Raw genomic sequence first — 18,477 nt, forward strand, 5'->3', positions numbered from 1 at the left:
CCCCGCCCAGTCGGGGAAGTGTATTAATTGCAGGTTTTCTATAAGTCCCTCTTCGGGGGATTTAGGGGGCTTTCATTTTCAATCGCAGCACATACATATCATTGGTGATGTATAAAGTTTTTTCATCAGTGGATAATGCTACATTCGAAGCGGATTCTTCCAGTCTTATTTTACCCGCTACTTTCCCGTTGCTATTAAATATCCAAACTCCCCCCGGGCCTGTTGCAAAGATGTTACCTGCCTTGTCAATTTTTAATCCATCCGGCAGTCCTTTTACTCCTTGTCTTTCGTTGGCCGTGCTGTAAAATATTTTTCCATTGATCAATGAATCCCCGCTGATATCATAGATATACCAGTTCGGTCTATCTGAATCAGAACAGGCGATGATCAATTGCTTTTCACCAGGTAAAAATGCAAGGCCGTTGGGACGGGTGATACTGTCTACCAGCAACAGCACTTCTCCATTTGTTTTTAGTTTGTACACGCCGTTCCAGCTAATTTCTTTTTTGGGATCATCATCACTTTGCGATTCCAGTCCATAGGGTGGATCGGTAAAAAATAATTCGCCAGCGGAGTTGTAGACGGCATCATTGGGACTGCTGAATCTTTTGCCCTGGTATTTACCAGCAAGCGTTACAAACTTTGCAGCAGGTTGATCCAATGGCGCATCCATCATTGCCATTTGCCTGTTGCCATGCTGGCATAGAACAAGATTGCCTTTTGTATCCAATGTCAAACCATTTGATCCCATCTCGCCGCCACGTTTTGCGGAATCGGTGTAACCGGAAGGGTTGAGGTAAATTTCCTTTCCTTTTTCTTCGGTCCATTTGTAAACGGTATTGGTGGGCACATCGGAGAATAAAAGCATGTTGTGTTGCTCAATCCATAAGGGGCCTTCGCTCCATTCAAAACCATCCGCAATAATTTCAGGCTGTGCGCCGGCCGAAATAATATTGTCCAGCGAAACATCAATGCGTTCAATTGTTCCCATCGTTTTCAAAGTTGATTCTTGTTTTTTGTTTTGCGGGTTATTATTACAGGCAAAAAGGATAAATGAAGTAAAAATTAGCAGAGCTGGTTTCATGGCATGCAGGGTTGTTTTGATTTCAATAAATGAAAAATAAATTTAAAGAACAGTAGTTATTTCCTGCTGTTTCATTTTGTTCATTAGAATTACAGCACGATGAAGTGTGCGATGCTTCGGCTTCGCTCAGCACAGGCTGAGCAGGCGATGATCCTTCGACGTCGCTCAGGACTGCAATGCTGCTTGCATCATCAGGTCGGCCTCACCCTCCTTCTCCCTCTCCGGGTGGAGAGGGAGCGGCGCTGCATTACAAATCCAAACTTCATAACTACCACATCGGCCTCTCCCACCTTCTCCCTCTCCGGGTGGAGAGGGAGCGGCGCTGCATCTCTCTACTGAACTTCATATCTACCACATCTACATCACACCTCTATTTGGCATTTTCGAAGTCACTGATTACTATCAGCATCTCCGAAAAGCGAGGGCTGTGTGTTGTTCCTCTCCTTCGGAGAGGTTAGGTGAGGCCCTGCTCAGCACTTTCGAAGACTTCGATTTAGAATGCGGAGTCGTTGAAAAGCGAGGGCTGTGCATTGGTGGTTCCGACATTTCGTCGGGATCGGAAGGGGGCCTTTAATGCGAATCTCTCGTCACGACTGAGCCTGAGTTTCCCTGCAAAAAATCCAGGTCAGCGCCTTTATCTGCACCCTGCACATGCTTTACATACATGCTTACATAACCCCGTTTGGCTGCAGACTGTGGTGCCGTCCATGCTGTACGGCGTTTTGCCAGCTCTTCGTCTGAAACATGAAGATGCAATTTTCGTTTCTCTACATCCAGTTCGATCATATCGCCGTTTTGTACCAGGGCAAGATTGCCACCAATAGCTGACTCGGGTGAAACATGTAACACCACGGTGCCATAGGCCGTGCCACTCATTCTGCCATCACTGATGCGCACCATGTCTTTTATACCTTTTTCAAGGATCTTTTTTGGCAAAGCCATGTTGCCTACCTCGGGCATACCGGGATAGCCAACAGGGCCGACATACTTTAACACCATCACACAGTTTTCATCAATATCCAAATTGGGGTCGTCAATCCGTGCATGATAGTCTTCTATGTTTTCGAATACAACGGCCCGGCCGGTGTGTTTCATCAATGCAGGTGTGGCGGCGGAAGGTTTCATCACAGCACCGTTTATAGCAAGATTTCCTTTTACCACAACGCAACCTGCTTCGTCAATAAAAGGTTTTTTGACACTGGCGATGACATCTTCATTATAACAATCGGTACTGCCGGCAATATTATCCTGATGATTTTTACCAGTGACGGTAATCGCTTTTTTGTGCAAATGATCTTTTAATTCATTTAAGATAACCGGCAGCCCGCCTGCATAGAAGAAGTCTTCCATCAGGTATTTGCCGGAAGGCATAAGGTTTAATAGTAATGGTATTTTGCTTCCTACCGTATCAAAATCATCCAGCTTCAGATCAACACCGATTCTTCCGGCAATAGCTGTTAAGTGAATAATGAAATTGGAAGACCCACCTACAGCGGCGTTGACCATGATGGCATTTTCAAATGCCTCTCTTGTCAATATTTTATCTATGGTTAAATTTTCTTTTACCATTTCCACAATTCTTCTGCCGCTTAGCTGTGCCAAGGTTTTTTTACGGGAGTCAGCGGCGGGGATGGCGGCGGCGCCTGATAAGGTTAATCCCAGCGATTCGACCATGCAGGCCATGGTGCTCGCTGTGCCCATCGTCATACAATGACCAATGCTGCGGCTCATACAACTCTCCGCATATTCGCAATCTTCCTGTGTCATTTTTCCCGTCTTCATATCTTCATCAAACTTCCAGACATGTGTGCCGGAGCCGATGGTCTGTCCTTTGTATCTCCCGTTAAGCATAGGACCGCCGGGTACTACGATTGTTGGAAGGCCTACACTGGCTGCACCCATCACTGTTGAGGGTGTTGTTTTATCACAACCGGTAAGCAATACAACACCATCAATAGGATTGCCTCTTATCGACTCCTCTGCATCCATGCTGGCGAGATTGCGAAACAACATCGCTGTTGGTTTTAGCAGTGTTTCACCCAAACTCATAATTGGAAATTCCAATGGAAATCCACCGGCTTCCAGTACGCCCCGCTTTACCATTTCAGCCATGTCGCGGAAATGCGCATTGCAGGGTGTCAGTTCACTGAATGTATTACAAATGCCAATAACAGGCCGACCGTCAAACAGATCGGTGGGCATACCCTGGTTTTTCATCCAGCTCCTGTAAATGATCCCGTCTTTATCTTTTCGGCCAAACCAATCGTGGCTGCGGAGTTTTTGTTGTTCTTTCATTTCAAAAAATTAACCTATAAAATCATCCATTGCTCCAACAAGGAACCTGGATTGTTTATCATAACACAACAAAGCTATGTGTTATGATCCTTGCAAATATCAGCTTTGATAATAACAATAATACAGACGGCTTTGCAGTATTATGGAATACGATAATGAACTGAATTTTCTTAATAACCGGGCAAGGAACAGGTCATTCCTTACCCGATTTGTTTTTTAACATTGGCTGATTTAAAAACCTTTGAAACCTTTGAAACCTCTGAAACTCATTGAACCTTTTAAACTTTTATCTACAGCCAATAACATTCATTTTTTTTTTACTGTTTATCCCACCATACTCTTGTGCTCAATTTATCTGCTCCCTGTGCGGCGATGGCTGCATTTACATTGGTAGCGTTGACAGAAAGTTCAGAAGTTGGATAAGTGAGTCTCCTGATAAATGTTCCGTTTGGCACATCCGGGTTGTTCGGTTGGCCATAGGGGTTGGCTGTTAATGTCGGGAAACCACTTCTTCTAAAATTGGCAAAGGCCTCCGGTCCGTTTAGAAACGATGCGATCCAGTATTGCGTATTGATCTGTTCTAACTCGGTGCTGGCAGTCAAAGGATTTGCGCCAACATAGGTATCCCGCGCCGTAGCCGATACCGCTGATGCGGCATCGTAGGTGGCCATTTGATCCATATGAGCTCTTATGCCATCGGAAAAATATTGTTCAGCCGTGCCGGTACTGATCCAACCTCTGAAGGCAGCTTCAGCCAATAACAATTTTGTTTGCGCAGCGGTTACAAAAAATATGGGCGCTGTCGTTTTTGCCATCCGCCTGCGGTCTACCTGGCTGTAATCGTAGAAACTGGCAAGTCCATCAGCAGTCGCTCTTGCCACAATTGTACCATTGTCATAACCGATCGGCATTCCAATTTGGTCAGCAGGGCTGGTAGTGCCAATAGCCACTGTTTGACCTGGTCCCGAAGTAGCGCCTTTATATCGAATAGCTATCGACGACAAGCGGGGGTCATTCGTGGTTTTTAAATGATCCACAAAAGGTTTTGTCAAATAAAAATTCGCTGCCTCTGTACCATTCAGCATATTGCCGATTGGTGACGCATAGTTAGCATCATGCCGCATATAGGCATTGTCGTCGTTTACCATTATGACACCACCAGTCACCGCAGCTTGCACCGTGGCTTGTGCTTTGGCTGCATCAATTTTGCTAAGCCGCATGCCGGCACGCAGCAATAAAGAGTAGCCAAATTTTTTCCATTTATCTATATTGCCACTGTATAAAACATCGGCCGTTTCAATTGTTGATGTTGTGTTTAACGCTGCTGAAGCTTCCGTTAATTCCTGTATGATCTTTGGATAGATATCCTGTTGTGCATCATATTTAGGAAAGAATAGCTGGTCGGCGTAGCCAATGCCTCCTTCGGTATAAGGGACGTATCCATATTCATCGGTCAATATCATAAAGGCATAAGCCTGGAAAATGCGGGCCATATTATACAAATTGCTCCTGGCGGGATTCTCCTTCGTTTTCACGATAGCATCCTGGGTGTACTTAATGACATTCTGATAATAAACTGACCATAATCCTGCCAGCGTCGCATCACGGCTATCCTGGTTAAAATTAGCCCCGGCTAATACACCACCGTTGGGAGTAACCATTTGCTGAACAATGCCAACATCGAAGATCACCGTTCTTGTCGGAAAAGATGTGTTGATGACGGCATTGTTCAACAGCAATGCAGGATCGACTGCAGTAGGACTGGTTTTATTTTTATTCAATCGTTCCAATCCTTTTTCACACGAAACTGTCACTACTACCAGTGTGATTAGTAAGCTGTAGTTTAATATCTTCTTCATCTGAATAATTTTTTATTGTTTAAGGATCGGTTGCGTTAAAATTTGATGTTTAAGTTTAAACCCAATCCCCTGGTCGTCGGCAGGCCGGGTGATTCTAATCCAACCTGGTTGTCAGAAGCAAATCCAAAGCTTTCCGGGTCAATATTGTCAACCCATTTTTTTATGATGAGTACATTGTTGGCAATGAAATCAAGCTTGAGGCCTTTGATGGGCCATTTAGCCGGAACATATTTTGTAAAGTCATAGCCCAATGTAATTTGACGCAGTTTCCAATAACCACCATTATATATCACCCGTTCTACGATCTGTTGTGACCGCAAGTGTTCCCAATAAGTTTGAACAGCGGCTCTCTTTGTGTTCACCCCACCGGATGTGTTCACACCCTGTCCGAGCACACTATCCACTCTGCCTTCGAGAGTAATTTTGTGTAAACCATGACGTATTGCATTGAAATTTGTTCCCGAAAGCATTTTATTGCCTAGCTTGAAGTCAATGAAAACCGCCAGGCTGATTCCTTTGTAGTTAAATGAATTTAAAAAGCCACCGGTCCATTTGGGCAAGGCGCTGCCAAACAAAACCAGGCTGCTTGTACGCAAAGGCAATCCATTGGCCTGGAAAATTCGTTGGCCTTTATCATCTGTAGCATAACCAAACCCTGCAATTTGTCCCATCTCTTCACCAACCACATGTCTTACTTCACCGTTGAATACATGGGTTGCAGTTGTAATTCTTTCGCCGGCTTTGTCTGTTAAAATGCTTAATACTTTTGTTTTGTTATACGAAGCATTCGCGGTGAATTCCCACCTGAAGTCTTTCTTTTGAACAGGGATAATATTTAACAATGCTTCATAACCGAGATTACGGCTCTTGCCGCTATTGATACTTGTATTCAAAAAGCCGGAAGCATCAGAAACCTGTACCTGCACGATCTGGTCGCTGGTTATTTTGCGATAGGCAGCAAAATCAAGATTCACCCGGTTTTTGAACAATTTTAATTCAAGTCCAACTTCCGTTTCTGCTACACGACTTGGTTTCAGATTAGGATTAGGTATAGATGTACCACTGGTACCAACAGGTACGGGTGTGCCGGACGGATTGTTGATCAGGTTGGCATTCACAGCATAAAATAACTGGTCTGAGTAAGGAGCTACAGAGCCATCACTTCCCACTTCTGCATAACCGATCCTGACCTTACCAAAAGATAACCATGGAATATTTTGAAGCGTTTCAGAAAATACATAAGCACCCGAAACAGAAGGATAGAGGATACTCCTGTTCTCCGGTGACAGTGTGGAGAACCAATCGTTTCGTACGGTCCCATTTAAGTACAAGGTTCTTTTCCATGATATTTCAGCAGAACTGTATAGCGAGTTGACACCTTGTTCGATCAATGTATAGATCGGGTCCTTGGCTCTGCCATTTTGAACAGTGTAAAGTCCCCGCACAAAGAAGTCTGTTACCACTACATTGTTTATGTTAGCGGTTCTTCTCAATTGGTTACCACCGCCAGTAAGTGTAGCATCAAAGTCTCCAAATTGTTTGGTAGCACTTACCAAGAAATCCAGATTGGTCTCTCTGAAGCGACGGGCTTCTTGCGTATACACACCGTTGGCAAAACCGGGGACAGCAGGTCTTGAAGCATGACCCGTTGGGAAATTATTGAAGTCCTCATCTCTTGACCAATAGTCCTGACCAAAACGTCCCTGAACAAACAACCAGGGGAGTATATTATATTTAGTAAATACATTACCAAATATTCTGTCTCGTTTTACATTGTGAAATTGCTCTGCCAACACCCAATAGGGATTGGTGCGGTTCATAAACCGTGAATAGATATATTCGTTGCCTGCTGCATTGTATTTGTTTGCTTCGAGTACACTCAATGGCATTGAATTAGCCAGGGCCATCAGCGTAGTGGGGATTGAATTATCCTGGTTCGCAATATTGGGTGGGTTCTTATTATTCTCCCTTGAGTAGTTGATGTTACCGCCAAAACTAAACTTGTCTGACAAGTTATAGTTAAAACCAAGATTCATGGTTTTGCGGTTGAACTTATTGTTTGGTACAATGCCCAGGTTGTCGGTATTGTTTAAGGAAAAATGTATTCCACCTTTATCGCCACCCATTTCCATGGTAACCGTATTAGAAATGTTTTGTCCGTTACGATAAAATTCTTTGATCCTGCTGCCTTGTGGTTCATAAGGAACAGTAAGACTATCGAAAAGAATATGCGTCATGCCCGGTGCAAATTTTTCACCAAAGGACCATTGGCCTGAAGTCGGATTACGTGTCGTGGGCCGTTTGCCACCTTCGCCTTGCCCGTATTCTTTTTGATATTCGGTAAAGTCCAAAGGTGTTTCATTCATATAGTTAAGATTATAAGACACACCGATGCCCTTTCCTTTACCTTTTGTTTTAGTGGTGATCATGATCACACCATTCTGTGCCCTTGATCCATACAAAGCCGCTGCCGGTGCACCTTTCAATATGGTCATGCTTTCGATGTCATCCGGGTTAATGCTGGATAAACCATCGCCACCATCGGAATAGCTACCGCCTCCTTTTACCGACACGGCATTATCATTAAAATTGGTGTTATCAATCGGCACACCATTGATGACAATGAGTGGATTGTTTTGACCACCGATAGAAGACTGGCCGCGGATACGGATTTTAGAAGTACCACCCGGGCCTGTGCCGAGTGAAGAAATATTGACACCAGCTACTTTTCCCTGCAGGGCATTGATCATATTCGGCGTTCGGTTGATCGTCAATTCATCCGCCTTTACATTGGTAGCTGAATAGCCCAATCCACGGGCTTGTTTGGTAATACCTAATGCCGTGATCACAACGGCATCGAGGCTTTGAGCCGCCGTTAATAATGTTATATCTACAACCTTTCGTCCGCTGACAGGCATATCTATAGTTGCATAACCCACAGAGCTGACGACCAGTGTAGCATCCGATGCGGCATTAATCGAATACAGGCCGGAAGCATCAGTGGTGGTGCCTACGGAAGTTCCTTTGACAGTGACAGAAACAGAGGAAAGTTTTTTCCCACTTTCATCGGATACCGTTCCCGAAACGGTCTGCGCATTTGCGGCAGATAAACAAAGTAAGAGGGAAAAAGAAAGCAGTAGTTGGGTAAAACCTGTTGCAACAGGCTTTGAATGTTCTTTCATATCGCAAGTTGTTTAGTGATGGAATAGTAGCGTTCTGAAACTTTTTTAATGTTCCAGGGTTCGCAATCCTCGTCCAAAGTATTTATAGTCTCAAATAAAAACTTCCAAAAAAATACGCTGGTGAATTTTGTACTTGCCGGTGAAATAAATTCCCTTTCTTTATGTGGACGAAATGTTGTTGACTATTCAGAGGTTATACAATTACTAATCAGCGAAGCTTGCATGAACCAATTTGTACTTCAGCAGGGAAGTTGCAAAGAGTTGCGGTTGTTTCCGCATATTCTCGAATTGGGTATTAAAAAAAATATCTCTATCCAGCTTAACCATTTTCCGGTAACAACAACAGGCGGTATCAGGATATACTACGTGATGGAAGGGAAATTTGAATGGACCATCCAGCAACAATCATTTACACTTTATCCTGGCGATGTCGCATTGGTGTTGCCCGATCAGCAATTCGGAAGTAATAATGGCGTGTTGGAGATTGGTTCTTTCTCCTGGATACATCTCTGCATACAAAAATTAGAAACAGGTGAAATAATCGCTGGCAAGTGGAGCGGCCTGACCGAAAACGAAGGGCTGGCGATCGGGAAAATGTTGCAGTTAAATAATTCGCCTGTGCTGTTGAAATGTAACGAAGCCGGTAGGATTTTGAAATCTATTCAAAACGAATTGTTTAACCAGGAAATCGGTTTCCATGCCAGTGTCAATCATCAATTGGATGAATTGTTTATACAAATCACCAGGCATCTTACCCGGCAAAGTAATCCCGGCCGTGATTTCCCCAAAACATTTATGAACCTTGAACAAGCCCTTCGTCAGAATCTTTCGCATCAATGGACGGTGGAGGAAATGGCGGCATTAGTAGGATTGGGCACAACCTTATTCAATGAAAAAGTGAAAAATTACTCTGGCTTTTCACCGATCAACTACCTGATCAATATCCGTATTTCGGAAGCCATCAAATTATTAAAGCGTCCCGATATCAGCCTTACCGATATCGCACTCGATACAGGCTTTTATTCGTCGCAACATTTTTCTACCACCTTTAAAAAACTAACCGGCTATACACCCAGTGAATTCAGAAAAAATCATTTAAATGAAAAATAATTTTTAATAACATGAAGGTTATAATCACAATAGAATTAGGAACAAATGCCGTGCGGGTATTTGCATTCGACCTGAAAGGGAATGTGATCGGTTCTTCAAAAGGTTATTGTCCCACTTTTCACACCGAGCCCGATCACAGTGAGCAGGACCCCGAGCAAATTTTTATTACCATGTTATATGTGCTTAAAAATTTGCTGAATGAAAAAATTCATTCGAAAAAATACAAGGTGGCTACCATCTGCTTTAGTTCCTCCATGCACAGTGTGCTGGCTGTAGATAAAAACGGTAATCCCATCGGCAATGCTATCACCTGGGCCGATAACAGGGCGAACAAGGAAGCGCAGGAGTTGAAAAGCGCTGCTGCAGGTAATGCTATCTATAATGCGACCGGAACACCGTTGCATCCCATGTCACCCTTGCTTAAAATATCGTGGATAAAGAATAGTGACAAAGAAAGGTTCCGTCAAACCGCTAAATTTTTATCTATAAAAAGTTATATCATTCATCAACTGACGGGTGAGTATATTATGGATTACAGCATTGCTTCTGCTACCGGCCTGCTCAATATTCATAAAATAAAATGGGAACCTGATGCCTTGAAATTTGCTGGTATATCCGAAACTATGCTACCCGAGTTGGTGACTGTTTATACATCGGCGGGAAAATTGAAAAAGGCTTATCAGAATTCTCTTGGTCTTACCGTCGATACAAAAATTATTGTTGGCTCCAGTGATGGATGCATGGCAACGCTGGGTGATGGTGTAAAAGGTGAGGGCAAAGCGACCATTACCATTGAAGACAGCGGTGCCGTGCGAGTGATGGGCAATAAAGTTTTGCAGGACGAGAAACAGCGTTTCTTCAATTACCTGCTTACGGAAAACTGTTATGTATCGGGTGGCCCTACCAATAATGGCGGTGTGATTTTCGAATGGTTCGCCCGTCAGTTTGGTGATTTTAAAAATCCGTTTGATGTAGAGCAGAGCATGCAGGAACTTATTACCGAAGCTTCGAAAGTTCCCGTTGGCTCTGATGGATTATTGTTTCTTCCCTACCTGTTAGGTGAAAGAGCTCCTATCTGGAATGCCAATGCAAGAGGAGCTTATTTCGGTTTAAATATCAAACATGAGAAAAGGCATTTTGTAAGAGCCACTATCGAAGGCATTTTATATGAGATATACAGCATCGGGAAAATATTGGAAGAACACCGTACTATTAAAAGCCTTTCCATCAACGGCAGTTTTGCAACCATTCCTTTTTGTTCGCAGATGATTGCAGATATGTTCAATAAGCCGGTGAGACTGCGGCAAAATTTTCACAGTGTCAGTTTCGGCGCATTCCTTTTAAGTGCAATTGAAATGGGAATATATCAATCACTGGATGAAGCCGCAACAAAAGTAGAAATGCCGGATGAGTTTAAACCGCAAAAACAAAATCATAATGAATATGCAGGTTACTTCAGCATATTCGAAAGATTAAGCAATAGTCTTGCCGGTGAGTTTGAAGAGATCGCTAACCTGCAGCACAAGGATGTTGCGGCCCAGCGAAAAATTAAAACGGCCCTCAATAAATAATACCGACGAGACATTAGAATCATATTATTGGTGGTTCAAAATGTCTGTCGGGATTATACCATAGCTATAAGATTAAATTAATGTCTAAACGGTATAAACCATCACCTGATTTTAAAACGATAAAACTATTCAGCTGTATGAAAAAATATTTTTTCCTTTTTATGAATGTATGTTTCGTTGCCTTTGTATTGCAGGCACAACAAGTGACACTCACTCCGGATCAAATAAAAGGTTATACGCCGGAATGGAAGGGTGAACGCTTTCCTGATGGCCGGCCAAAAGTGCCCGATAAATTATTGGAGCGATTGAAGAAAATACGACTTGAAGAGGGCTGGGGCATTTTACGTAACAAGGGGTATCATAACCAATTTGAAGGTGACTGGATGGTGCTGAATCCTGATTCAGCTATGACAGGAAGAGTAGTGACGGCGCAATATCTTCCATTGCGGCCGGATATGGATAAAATAATAAAAGATATCGGTAAAACAGAAAAAAGAATTGGCGCCACCAATTCATGGCCGATTGATGTGCTGAAAGATGGCGATGTATACGTAGCCGATAGTTATGGGAAGGTGGTGGATGGTACATTGATCGGCGATAATCTTGGGAATGCGATCTATGCCAAATCACACAGGGGGGTGATCTTTTATGGTTCGGTGCGTGATGCTGAAGGTTTGGAAGAGATCAACGGTTTCAATGCATGGATCAAAGGCTACGATCCTTCTTATATCCAGCAAATGATGCTGGGTGGCATTAATATTCCTATCCGTATTGGTCGTGCTACCGTTTTACCCGGTGATGTGGTGCTGGCAAAAAAAGGCGGTGTTGTTTTTATACCGGCTCACCTGGTGGAAGAAGTGGTGCTGAATGCGGAATTTATTTCATTAAGAGACGCATTCGGTCATCAGCGGTTGAAAGAAGGAAAATATACACCGGGACAAATCGATACGCAATGGACCGATGAGATCAAAAAAGATTTCCTCAAATGGATCGATGAGAATCCGGGCAAGCTGCCCATGTCGAGAGCAGAGCTGGATCAATTTATGAAAGATCGTACATGGTAAGAAAAAAGTTGCAGGTTTCCAGTTACCGGTTTCCGGTAACCTGTAACAACAATCATATAACAATATAAAACTAAATACTATGACACCTTCACAAAAAATCTTAAACAGGCTTGGTTTAAAGGATACCGATAATGCAGAAATTGCTGTTACAGTTAACAATAATGAAGAGAAAGAAAATAGCAGGCGTTCATTCTTTAAAAAATCTGCTATAGGAGGTATGGCTTTGGGTGGCGCCTTTATGTTTTCACCCATTGAAGATATAATAGCCCAAAGCACTTCGAAGGTGAACCGCTACTCCGGTCCTTCGGATTTAAAGATAACAGACATGCGTTACTGTCTTGCAGGTGTAATGGGTGGAACCGCCATCATTCGCATTGATACGAACCAGGGTATATATGGATTAGGCGAAGTAAGGGATGCAGCCGATGTACGATATGCCCTGTTTCTTAAGAGCAGGATATTAGGAAAAAATCCCTGCAATGTTGAGCAGGTATTTAAGTCAATAAAACAGTTTGGTGGCCAGGCTCGCCAGGCCGGGGGTGTTTGCGCTGTTGAAATGGCGTTGTGGGATATATGTGGTAAGGCATACAATGTGCCCTGCTGGCAATTATTAGGTGGCCGGTATCGTGATAAGGTAAGATTGTATGCAGACACTCCTGAATCATCTTCACCTGAAGAACAAAAAAAGCTAATTAAATATCGCACAGAAGAGCAGGGTTATACCTGGTTGAAGATGGACGTTTCAATTGCTAAGCTAAAAGGGATAAAGGATACCATGGTGAACAATAAATTCTGGGAAGATGCGAAGGGAAATCTTGCCCAATGGGGCGACCAGGGTAATTATATGTCATATGGTAATACGCTGCATCCTTTCACACAAATACAAATTACCGACAAGGGCCTGGAAGTACTGCAAAGCCTCGTGGAAAATGTGCGGAGCATGATCGGTTATGAAATTCCTCTCTCCACTGATCATTACGGACATTTTGATTATAACAACGGAATACGTTTAGGGAGGGCTTTGGAGAAATACCGCCTGGCATGGTTAGAAGATGTTGTTTCCTGGGAATATACGGAACAATGGAAGCGATTGACAGATGCGTTAGAAACCCCTACTCTTACCGGGGAAGATATTTTTCTTTTGAAATACTTTAAACCGTTGATAGATGAACGTGCAGTCGATATTGTTCACCCAGACCTGGCTTCTTCCGGCGGATTGTTAGAAACAAAACGTATTGGCGATTATGCTGAAGAATACGGTATAGCAATGGCGATGCACCAGGCCGGTACACCGGTTTCATTTATGGCGAATGTTCATTGTGCTGCCGCAACGCAAAACTTTTTAGCACTGGAGCATCACTCGGTTGATATTCCGTGGTGGGAAAGTTTGGTAAAAACAACCGACGGAAAAAAGATGATTAATAAAGGATTTTCTGACGTTCCGCTTTCACCGGGGTTAGGTATTGAATTGAATGAAGAAGTATTGAAACAACATCTTCATCCGTCTGATAAAAATTATTTTGCTCCTACGCCTGAATGGGATGCCAAACGTTCACACGACAGGATATTCAGCTAATGAAAAATAGTTTCCTGTTTGTATAAGTAAAAAAACTGTATTGAACCTTTAACCTGTTTTATGGCTTCAAAAAGAAACGCTATCATTTTTTACAGCCTTGCAGCGGGTTGCCTGGTCTTGTATATTATCCTTACTGCGCTGGATAAACATGAATGGTCGGGTTGGTTGCTGATGTTATTCTTCGCGGGTCTTGCTATTGCATTTCGAAGTAAGAAATTATTAAAAGGCCTTTCCTTTACGCTGATCATTTTTGCTGCGGTTACATTGGCTTTATATCATCCTGAATATTTTCAGCAATGGGGTAGTTTTAAGTTAAGCGGGTTGATCATTCCATTGATACAACTGATCATGTTTGGAATGGGCACGTCCATGAGCGTAAATGATTTTGCCAGCGTGATCAAAACACCCAAAGGCGTGGTGATAGGAGTATTGAGCCAGTTTATCATTATGCCAATGATGGGATTTTTGTTAGCATCCGTCACCAATTTCCCTCCTGAAATCGCTGCAGGTATTGTTTTGATCGGTTGTTCACCCAGTGGTCTTGCCTCCAATGTGATGTCTTATTTGGCAAAAGCTAATCTTGCGTTATCCATCACCGTTACATCCATTACAACCTTGCTTGCGCCTGTTGTAACACCGCTGCTGATGAAACTGCTTGCAGGTGCATTGGTAGAGATTGATGTGCTGAAAATGATGTGGGATATTATGAAGATGATCATTATTCCCATTGGAGCCGGATTAATTTTCAATAAACTGCTCAGCGGAAAATCACAATGGCTCGATAAAGCCATGCCGCTTGTGTCCATGTTTGGCATTGCATTTATCATCACCATCATTACTGCTGCGGGGAGAGAAAATCTTTTAACCATCGGCCCTGCACTGATTGGTGTAGTGGCTATTCATAATTTGTTTGGATATTTTTTGGGTTATTGGTCAGCAAGATTGTTTAAAATGCCGGAAAGGGATTGCCGCACTATCGCTATTGAAGTAGGCATGCAAAATGGCGGTCTTGCTTCCGGTATCGCCAAAGAAATGGGAAAGATTGCAACAGTTGGTTTGGCTCCTGCCGTCTTTGGACCATTAATGAATATTACCGGTTCTGCATTGGCAAGCTGGTGGCACAATCGTCAACCTGAAGAAAAAGCAAATGAAGAGGTAACAGAACAACAGGTTTTAACCGCTAAATAAAATTTAACGTCAATACATTTAATTCTTATGCGTTGCCTGAAATACTTATTTCCTTTTTCATTGATGATCTGCTTTCATTTCTCTGCAAGAAGCCAGCAGATACAAATTTCAAAAGTGCAGCTTATAGACCTAACACCCCTTTGGAAAGGCGAACGTTTTGCTGATGGTCGGCCGAAAGCTCCCGATAGTTTGCTTGACCGCTTGAAGCAGGTAACGCTGGAAGAAGCATGGGCCGTTTTGCGCAATGAAAATTATAAGTTTCAATATGAAGATGGCTGGCAAACTATCAATCCTGACAGTGTATTGGTAGGTCGTGCTGTTACAGCCATGTTCATGCCCGGACGGCCGGATATACATCGTGTTATTGACAGCTTTGGGCATTCAAAAGGCGGTAGAATAAAATCACAAAACTCCTGGCCGCTTGATCTGTTGGTGAAACGTGATGTTTATGTCGCGGATCAGTTTGGCGCACATAATGACGGACCTACTATTGGCGATAATCTTGGCAATTCCATTTTTGCAAAAACAGGTAATGGTATCGTGTACAACGGCGCTATCAGGGATATAAACGGATTGAAGGAATTAGGATCATTCACTTCGTTTTTCCGCAGCTATCATCCCTCACATCATTTGAATAATCCGGCGGGACAACTGAACACAACACTTGTTGCCATTAATCAGCCGACAAGAATTGGCAATGCGACCGTGATGCCGGGTGATGTTGTATTGGGAAGAGACGGCGGTGTACTATTTATTCCGCCGCATCTTTTAGAAAGAGTTGTGAAGACTTCTGAGATCGTAAGATTGAGAGATATGTTTGGTCACCAGCGATTGCGTGAAGGGAAATATACACCGGGGCAAATAGATACAAGATGGAGCGATGAAATTGAAAGAGATTTTTCAAAATGGCTCAATGATCATATTAATGAATTGCCTGTTCCAAAATCACAGATACAGGAATTGCTAAAAGCCCGTACCTGGTAAAAGTCAATTGGCAATACGCAATTGGCAAAAATCAATTAACCATATCAATTAAAAGACAATGTCAACTTCAACTTCACGAAGATCATTTATCACGAAAGCAGCTCTCGCATCTGCTTTTGCACCATTGGCGTCACTATCCACTTTCGGCCAGGGCTACCAGGATGCGATTGATAAAACATCAAAACCATCAGCACCATCCGATCTCAAGATCACTGACATCAAATGCGGTTATATAAGAGGTAGTTTATTTGTAAAGATTTATACCAACCAGGATATCTGGGGCTGTGGTGAAGGAGTGGATGCTATTTCGGGTACTTATCATTTGGTAAAAAATTTTGGTGCGAGGATCAAGGGAAAAAATCCGTTGAATGTACACCGCTTGTTTGAAGATATCCGCAAGTCAGGTTTTTTCCAGGGTGCACAATCGGGAATGTATATCGCGGTTTTATCAGCGATTGAAACAGCGTTGTGGGATATTGCCGGCAAGGCATTGAATCTGCCCGTGTATCAATTGCTCGGTGGTAAATTCAGGGATAAGATAAGAGTGTACTGTGATACCGCTTTGTATCAACGTAATTTACCCACACCAAAAGATTTTGCAGAAGCTGCGCTCAAATCAAAGCAAATGGGTTTTAATGCCATCAAGTTTGACCTGGACCAGGCCAATGATCCCAACAAATATGATTTTTACAACTGGACGGCCAGTCCTGCGGAATTGAAAAGAATGGTTGATCAAATGACAGCGGCCCGTGAAGCCGTTGGACCGAATATTGATATTTGCGTGGATATGCATGGACGTTATGATGCGCTAACCGGGCAGGCTGTTGCCAAACGATTGGAACATCTCAACCTGATGTGGTTGGAAGAACCGATACCGGCGGAGAATGTAGAAGCATACAAACTCATTACTGAATCAACGAGCACACCGATATGTGCCGGTGAAAATCATTATCTCGCTTATGGCTTCCGGCGATTGCTCGAGATCGGTGCCGTTGATATTGTGATGCCTGACCTACAGAAAGCAGGTGGGTTAGGCGAGGGTCAGCGTATCGCCAACCTCGCTAACTTGTATTATACTCCATTTGCTCCGCATATGGTGGCTTCATTTTTGGGTGCAATGGCCGCAGCACATGTGTGTGCATCCGTACCCAACTTTTTAATTTTAGAATGGCAATCTTATTTTCATACACAACCCATGTTTAAAGAAATAGTAAATTATGAAGGCGAATGGGTAAAGAACAGTTTTATTACGATTTCAGAAAAGCCCGGTATTGGTGTTGAAATAAATGAGGAGGGAATGAAAAAATATGCGATCCCCGGTATTCCATTTTTTGAATAAATTTTGATCATATCATTTTTAAAAGCCTATTGTTATGAATACACGTCGTGATTTTTTACAAAAGATTACTGGTTCTTTGATCATCTTACCTGTTTTATCAGTGGAGAATGTTCTTTGCAGCAACGATGACAAAACCAAAACCTATGATGGCCCCGTATTAAGGGTTGCGATTATGGGACTTGGTGGTTATGGAACCCGGGTGGCCGATGCAATGAAGGATAGTACGAAGGCCAAACTGGTGGGAGTAATTAGTGGCACACCGTCCAAGATCACCAACTGGCAAAGTAAATACGGCATTCCTGAAAAGAATTGTTATAACTACGAAAACTTCGATGCCATAAAAGACAATCCTGATATTGATGCGGTGTATGTTATTACTCCCAACGCATTGCACAAAGACCAGGCAATACGGGTGGCCAAAGCGGGCAAGCATGTTATCTGTGAAAAGCCGATGGCGCTGAATGCCAAAGAAGGAGAGGAGATGGTTGCGGCTTGTAAAAAAGCGAATGTGAAATTGCTGGTAGGTTATCGTATGCACTTTGAAGCGAAAACATTGGAAGTAATCCGCATGCGGAAAGATGGTGAATTGGGCAAGATCATGTTCTTCCAGGGATTGTGCGGATTCAGGATCGGCGATCCTACGCAATGGAGATTGAATAAGCAACTGGCCGGTGGTGGTTCGTTGATGGATATTGGTATTTATGCCGTCAATGGTGCCCGTTATATGGTGGGTGAGGAGCCTGTTTGGGTTACGGCGCAGGAAACCAAAACGGATACCGTAAAATTTAAAGAAGGCGTTGATGAGACCATTCAATTTCAATTGGGTTTTCCCAGCGGTGCCGTTGCAAGTTGTTTGTCAACTTACGCAATGAATGGTTTAGATAAATTTTATCTAAATGCAGAAAAAGGATTTGCAGAAATGCAGCCATCAACAGGATATGGTCCAATAAAAGGAAGAACACATAAAGGAGAGCTTACACAGGAACATAAAACGCACCAGACTGTTCAAATGGATGAGATGGCTGCCATTATTTTAGAAGGCAAACAGCCTGTTGTACCGGTAGATGGTGAAGAAGGGTTGAAGGATTTAAGGATTATGGACGGCATCTATGCAGCAGTGAAATCGGGTAAGAAGGTAAACTTAAAATTGTGATGCAGAAATTGTTTTCATAAAAAGATTTTAATACAGATTTGAAATAGGACCTGCGATACTTGGAAACCTTAA

12 protein-coding genes are annotated in these 18,477 nt (G+C 43.0%); 8 read left to right on the forward strand and 4 right to left on the reverse strand.

Features of this window, described 5'->3' with window-relative positions:
* Window positions 1-61: 61 nt before the first annotated feature.
* The 4 genes from P2W73_RS01965 to P2W73_RS01980 form a co-directional block, all read right to left on the reverse strand.
* The gene (locus P2W73_RS01965) at window positions 62-1,084 is read right to left on the reverse strand and encodes an SMP-30/gluconolactonase/LRE family protein (RefSeq protein WP_276500296.1); all 1,023 of its coding nucleotides are present in this window, start codon (window positions 1,082-1,084) and stop codon (window positions 62-64) included.
* A gap of 570 nt (window positions 1,085-1,654) precedes the next feature.
* On the reverse strand, window positions 1,655-3,379 hold the full coding sequence (locus P2W73_RS01970) for an IlvD/Edd family dehydratase (protein WP_276500297.1): 1,725 nt from the start codon (window positions 3,377-3,379) through the stop codon (window positions 1,655-1,657).
* A gap of 317 nt (window positions 3,380-3,696) precedes the next feature.
* On the reverse strand, window positions 3,697-5,238 hold the full coding sequence (locus P2W73_RS01975) for a SusD/RagB family nutrient-binding outer membrane lipoprotein (protein WP_276500298.1): 1,542 nt from the start codon (window positions 5,236-5,238) through the stop codon (window positions 3,697-3,699).
* 35 nt (window positions 5,239-5,273) lie between these two features.
* Window positions 5,274-8,420 carry a SusC/RagA family TonB-linked outer membrane protein gene (locus tag P2W73_RS01980; RefSeq protein ID WP_276500299.1) on the reverse strand — a complete coding sequence of 1,049 codons (3,147 nt, stop codon included), beginning with the start codon at window positions 8,418-8,420 and terminating at the stop codon, window positions 5,274-5,276.
* 120 nt (window positions 8,421-8,540) lie between these two features.
* Here P2W73_RS01980 and P2W73_RS01985 point away from each other — a divergent pair, with 120 nt between their 5' ends.
* From P2W73_RS01985 to P2W73_RS02020, 8 genes are all read left to right on the forward strand, one after another.
* The gene (locus P2W73_RS01985; RefSeq protein ID WP_276500300.1) at window positions 8,541-9,530 is read left to right on the forward strand and encodes a helix-turn-helix domain-containing protein; all 990 of its coding nucleotides are present in this window, start codon (window positions 8,541-8,543) and stop codon (window positions 9,528-9,530) included.
* Between the two features lie 11 nt (window positions 9,531-9,541).
* Window positions 9,542-11,101: a gluconokinase gene (locus P2W73_RS01990; RefSeq protein ID WP_276500301.1), complete on the forward strand. Its 1,560-nt coding sequence runs from the start codon at window positions 9,542-9,544 to the stop codon at window positions 11,099-11,101.
* A gap of 137 nt (window positions 11,102-11,238) precedes the next feature.
* Complete coding sequence (locus P2W73_RS01995; RefSeq protein ID WP_276500302.1) at window positions 11,239-12,165, forward strand: RraA family protein; 927 nt, start codon at window positions 11,239-11,241, stop codon at window positions 12,163-12,165.
* Between the two features lie 79 nt (window positions 12,166-12,244).
* Entirely contained in the window at window positions 12,245-13,741 is a 1,497-nt protein-coding gene (locus P2W73_RS02000; protein ID WP_276500303.1) for a mandelate racemase/muconate lactonizing enzyme family protein, read from the forward strand.
* Window positions 13,742-13,801: 60 nt separating this feature from the next.
* The gene (locus P2W73_RS02005) at window positions 13,802-14,929 is read left to right on the forward strand and encodes a bile acid:sodium symporter family protein (RefSeq protein WP_276500304.1); all 1,128 of its coding nucleotides are present in this window, start codon (window positions 13,802-13,804) and stop codon (window positions 14,927-14,929) included.
* A 27-nt stretch (window positions 14,930-14,956) separates the two neighbouring features.
* Entirely contained in the window at window positions 14,957-15,913 is a 957-nt protein-coding gene (locus P2W73_RS02010; protein WP_276500305.1) for an RraA family protein, read from the forward strand.
* Window positions 15,914-15,971: 58 nt separating this feature from the next.
* Window positions 15,972-17,252 carry a mandelate racemase/muconate lactonizing enzyme family protein gene (locus tag P2W73_RS02015; RefSeq protein WP_276500306.1) on the forward strand — a complete coding sequence of 427 codons (1,281 nt, stop codon included), beginning with the start codon at window positions 15,972-15,974 and terminating at the stop codon, window positions 17,250-17,252.
* A gap of 34 nt (window positions 17,253-17,286) precedes the next feature.
* Window positions 17,287-18,405 carry a Gfo/Idh/MocA family protein gene (locus tag P2W73_RS02020; protein ID WP_276500307.1) on the forward strand — a complete coding sequence of 373 codons (1,119 nt, stop codon included), beginning with the start codon at window positions 17,287-17,289 and terminating at the stop codon, window positions 18,403-18,405.
* Window positions 18,406-18,477: the final 72 nt, after the last annotated feature.

The sequence above is a fragment of the Terrimonas pollutisoli genome, assembly GCF_029360765.1.
GTDB classification, from domain to species: Bacteria; Bacteroidota; Bacteroidia; order Chitinophagales; family Chitinophagaceae; genus Terrimonas_B; species Terrimonas_B pollutisoli.